Source organism: Bathymodiolus azoricus thioautotrophic gill symbiont (assembly GCF_001298715.1).
Classification (GTDB): Bacteria; Pseudomonadota; Gammaproteobacteria; order PS1; family Pseudothioglobaceae; genus Thiodubiliella.
In genome coordinates, this window is the sequence record NZ_CDSC02000361.1 from 1 (window position 1) to 4,640 (window position 4,640).

General features: G+C 37.6%; 4 protein-coding genes. All 4 read left to right on the forward strand.

The window, feature by feature from the left end; all coding sequences use genetic code 11:
- Positions 1 to 446: extracellular solute-binding protein (locus BAZSYMA_RS06990; RefSeq protein WP_143243140.1), on the forward strand; the 446-nt coding region annotated here is incomplete at its 5' end.
- An 11-nt stretch (positions 447 to 457) separates the two neighbouring features.
- On the forward strand, positions 458 to 2,104 hold the full coding sequence (locus tag BAZSYMA_RS06995) for an ABC transporter permease (RefSeq protein ID WP_237731647.1): 1,647 nt from the start codon (positions 458 to 460) through the stop codon (positions 2,102 to 2,104).
- 2 nt (positions 2,105 to 2,106) lie between these two features.
- Positions 2,107 to 2,328, forward strand: coding sequence for a FeoA family protein (locus BAZSYMA_RS07000; protein ID WP_090717093.1), 222 nt, complete (start codon positions 2,107 to 2,109; stop codon positions 2,326 to 2,328).
- Entirely contained in the window at positions 2,325 to 4,565 is a 2,241-nt protein-coding gene (gene feoB / locus BAZSYMA_RS07005) for a ferrous iron transport protein B (RefSeq protein ID WP_090717095.1), read from the forward strand. Before BAZSYMA_RS07000 ends, feoB begins: the two co-directional genes overlap by 4 nt.
- Positions 4,566 to 4,640: the final 75 nt, after the last annotated feature.

Sequence of the window (4,640 nt, forward strand, 5' to 3'; positions counted from 1 at the left end):
CTGGCTGGGTGGATAATTTAGCAGCAACGCCTAACGCCAAAGATTCGCATGTAATGAATGCAATTTTATCGGGTCAGTGCGATGTTGGCTTGGTCAATACCTATTATTACGGGCGTTTAATGGACAAAAAGCCTAATATACCATTGAAATTATTCTGGGCTAATCAAAACACTACAGGTGTGCATGTTAATGTATCAGGTGCTGGTGTGACTAAATATGCTAAAAATGCAAAGTCAGCAATTAAATTATTAGAGTGGTTATCTGGTGCTAAGGCGCAAATTATTTATGGTTCGCTTAACAAGGAATATCCAGCCAATCAAGGCGTTGCATCGGACAGTGTCGTATCTGCGTGGGGTGCATTTAAGCAAGATAAAATGAATTTATCACAAGCAGGTATTTTACAATCTGAAGCGGTTAAGTTAATGCAGATAAAAGGCTATAGATAATCTTAAGTACTTTGGGAAAAAACTGCTTTAAATCTAAAATTTGGATTAGTGTTCTTGCCTTGTTAGTGGCGATGCCAATTTTTGTGGTGCTACTATCTTGGTTGTTGCCTGAACATGAGTTGTGGGCACATTTTTCACAACATTTACTACCAAATTTGATCACTTCTACCGCTATTTTATTGATAGGCGTTGGTGTTGGTGTAACTTTGCTTGGCACAGTATTGGCATATCTAGTGGTGATGGTTGAATTTCCAGGTAGAAAGTGGCTAGAGTGGGCGTTGTTTCTGCCTTTCGCTATTCCTGCTTATGTTTTGGCTTTCGTATATTTAGGGGTGTTTGATTATTCGGGTTATGTACAGGTGTGGATGCGTGAAGTGTTAGGCTTATCAGGTTTTGATATTCGTTCAGGCTCTTGGGCAGTTATTTTGACCTTTATATTGGCGTTTTATCCTTATGTTTATATGATGGCACGCGCATCATTTAAGCGTCAAAAGATTAATATGATTGAAGTAGGAAGGCTGCTTGGCGCAGGTCCGATCAAAGTATTTTTTAAAATTTCTTTACCTTTGGCGCGTCCAGCTGCTGTTGCGGGTTTATTGGTAACACTAATGGAAACCTTGGCTGATTTTGGGGTAGTTGGGTTATTTAATTATGATACCTTTACCACTGCGATTTATTCTGCATGGGGTGATTATCGTTCGATTGAAGTGGCGGCACAATTAGCATCATTGTTGGTATTGTTGGCATTTTTCTTAATTTATTTTGAAAAAAAAGCGCGCGGAGAAGCCAAATATTACTCCGCCGATGTATCTAACAAAAAACCTTACCAAGCCAGTGGTGCTGTTGGCTGGTTAATCAGTTTATTTGTATTGGGTGTGTTTATGCTGTCATTTGCATTACCCATGTTGCAGCTTGTTGTGTGGGGTTGGGAGAGTGTTGCCCAAGAGTGGAGTGTAAAGTATTTTGATTTGATTGCTTCAACATCAATATTGACTATTTCTGCTGCGTTGATTACTGTTGTTATCGCTACAATATTAGCGCTTCCTAGTCATTGCAAACAAAGTGGTATTTGGTTAAAGAGTGTGATTCGATTGGCAACCTTGGGTTATGCATTACCAGGCTCAGTAATGGCAGTAGGGTTACTTTATGGTGTCAATCAAGTTTCCCAGATTAATATCTATCTTGGTGGCGAGTCGATTAATTATCTTATTTTTGGCTCAATTGCTTTGCTGTTATTTGCTTATGTGTCACGCTTCATGGCGATTGCTTATAGTTCAATTGAGGCCTCTACTCAGCAAATAAAACCTGTATTTATACAAAGTGCACGCTTGCTGGGTATATCACGCTTACGCCTTATTTGGCAAGTGTATTTACCCATGATGATCCCCGGTATTTTGGTAGGTGGACTATTGGTAGCAGTGGATGTTATGAAAGAGTTACCAGCAACTTATCTATTGCGCCCATTTGGCTGGGACACACTTGCCATTCAAGTCTATGAATTAAGTAGTGAAGGGCTGTTTGAGCGTGCCAGTGTACCAGCATTAATAATGGTATTGTTTGGCTCGATATTAATGTTAATCTTTCAAGTATTAGATAAAAAAACTTCATTTGGTTATTGGATTTCGCATCGTAAAAAAACAAACAAGGGCAAGATATAAATATGGAACTATTATCAAATCAAAAAACCGGATGCCTATGTGAAATAAACAGTATTGAGTTGCCACATCCAAAGAAAATTAAGCTTTTAGGTTTGGGTATAAAGTCTGGATTAAGCGTATCTGTGTTAAGAAATCGTGGTGGCGATATGGTTTTGGCTTTTGGTAATGCACGAGTCAGCGTAGGAAGAACCATAGCACATTTAATCAAGGTAACAATATTATGACATTCGAAAAAATTGCATTAATTGGTAATCCAAATTCTGGGAAAACAACATTTTTTAATTTATTAACAGGTGCAAAACAACGCACTGGCAATTGGCCAGGTGTTACTATTGATCGTAAAGAAGGTGAATTTAGTCTAGCAAATAAATCTTATAAAATTGTTGATTTACCAGGTGTTTATTCAATTAAGGATAAAGAGTCGTCGCTTGATGAGCAAATTGCTAGAGATTTTGTGCTCAATAATTCTGAATATTTATATTTTAATATTGTTGATGGTTCAACCTTAGAGCGTGGGCTGTATTTAACAACGCAACTCAGAGAGCTAGGGGTTAATGTTATTGTATTTCTTAATATGATGGATATTGTGCATAAGCGCAATATGAAAATTGATATTGATGCATTAAAGCAATCTATGGGTTGTGAAGTTATCCCAATTTCACTCAAAGAAACACTTGATTTTTCAGAATTATCTCAGGCGATACAAGATTTTAATCCTGTCATAAAATTAGTGGTTAATTATCCAAATGATGAGATTGAAGTAGCACAAGGTGCTGGTAACAAAGTTCAAGTTGAATTGTTAGAAGCAGAAAGTCAATTTAATTATGCCAATAAGATTGCCAATCAAGTCATTCAGCATAGCACTAATTTCAAAAAAACCATTTCAGATAAGGTTGATAAGTTAATATTAGGAAGTTTTACTGGCGTGCCGATATTCCTAGTGATTATGTATTTATTGTTCTTGGTAAGTATTAATTTTGGCGGTGCCTTAATTGACTTTTTCGATATTACTGTGGGTGTTATCTTTGTTGATGGTATGGCTAATTTATTAAAGAGTATTGGGGTGTCTGAGTTTTTGGTAGTTATTATTGCCAATGGTGTTGGTGGCGGTATTCAAGTAGTGGCAACTTTTATTCCAATTATTGCAGCACTTTACCTATTTTTAACGCTACTAGAGGAAGTGGGTTATATGACAAGAGCTGCTTTTGTGATGGACAAGTTTATGCGAAGAATTGGTTTATCAGGTAAAGCATTTATTCCGCTTATCGTTGGCTTTGGTTGTAATGTGCCCGGTATTATGGCGGCACGAACGCTTGATACACATAGAGAGCGTATCACCACTGTGTTGATGGCACCTTTTATGTCATGTGGTGCTAGACTTGCTGTGTACGCTTTATTTGCAGCTGCATTTTTCCCAGTCGGCGGTCAAAATATTGTATTTGCTTTGTATGTGATAGGCGTCTTATTTGCGATTTTGACAGGCTTAATCTTAAAACGCGCATTTAAAAGCGACAATACTAGTGATTTCTTGATGGAATTGCCGAATTATCAATTACCCTCTTTTAGAAACCTAATCATTAATACTTGGAACAAGTTGAAGGCTTTTGTACTAGGCGCAGGTAAGATTATTGTACTGGTAGTGATGATTATTAATGTGGTGAATAGTATTGGCGTTGATGGTAGTTTTGGCAATCAAGATTCTAAAAATTCATTGCTAAGTAAAGCAGCACAAACAATAACACCTGTATTTAGACCCATGGGTATTGAAGATGATAACTGGCCAGCAACAGTGGGTATTATCACAGGTATTCTTGCTAAAGAAGTGGTTGTTGGCACATTGGATTCATTGTATTCTAGTATTGATGCAGAGGAGGGAGTCGATGAGAGAAAAGTATCTGAATATAGTTTAAAAGATGGGTTATTGCAGGCATTGGCAACTATTCCTGCTAATTTTGATGATGCACTACAAAATTTATCAGACCCATTGGGATTAGGTGTACTTGATGATACGCATTCACAAACATCAGCCGCACGCTCTCAAGAAGTATCTACAGAGACATTTGGTGCAATGGTATCTCGTTTTGATGGCAAAATTGGTGCATTTTCTTATTTACTTTTCATTTTGTTGTATTTCCCCTGTGTTGCTGCATTTGGTGCCATGATGCGTGAAATTGGGAAAACTTGGGCATTGGTTGGCGCCCTGTGGGCGACGGGTTTGGCATATTTTTCAGCAACTGTTTTCTATCAAGTTGGCACTTTTACTCAACATCCTCTCTATTCATTGCTATGGATTGGTGTGTCATTCGGTATTTTGACAGCCTCAGTAATGATGTTGACGCATACAGGCAGAAAAGCCAGTAGCAATGTTATTCCAATCATTACCGAATCTACTTGTCGACATTGTAAACCCAAATCCAAAAATAGAACCACCCAACCCAAAAAATACCAATCAAAATCCTAAAAAACCATCCCATTCAAGTCTTGCATCCATAAAAATACAAACAATACCCCCAATTTAATAAGATCAGCACAAATT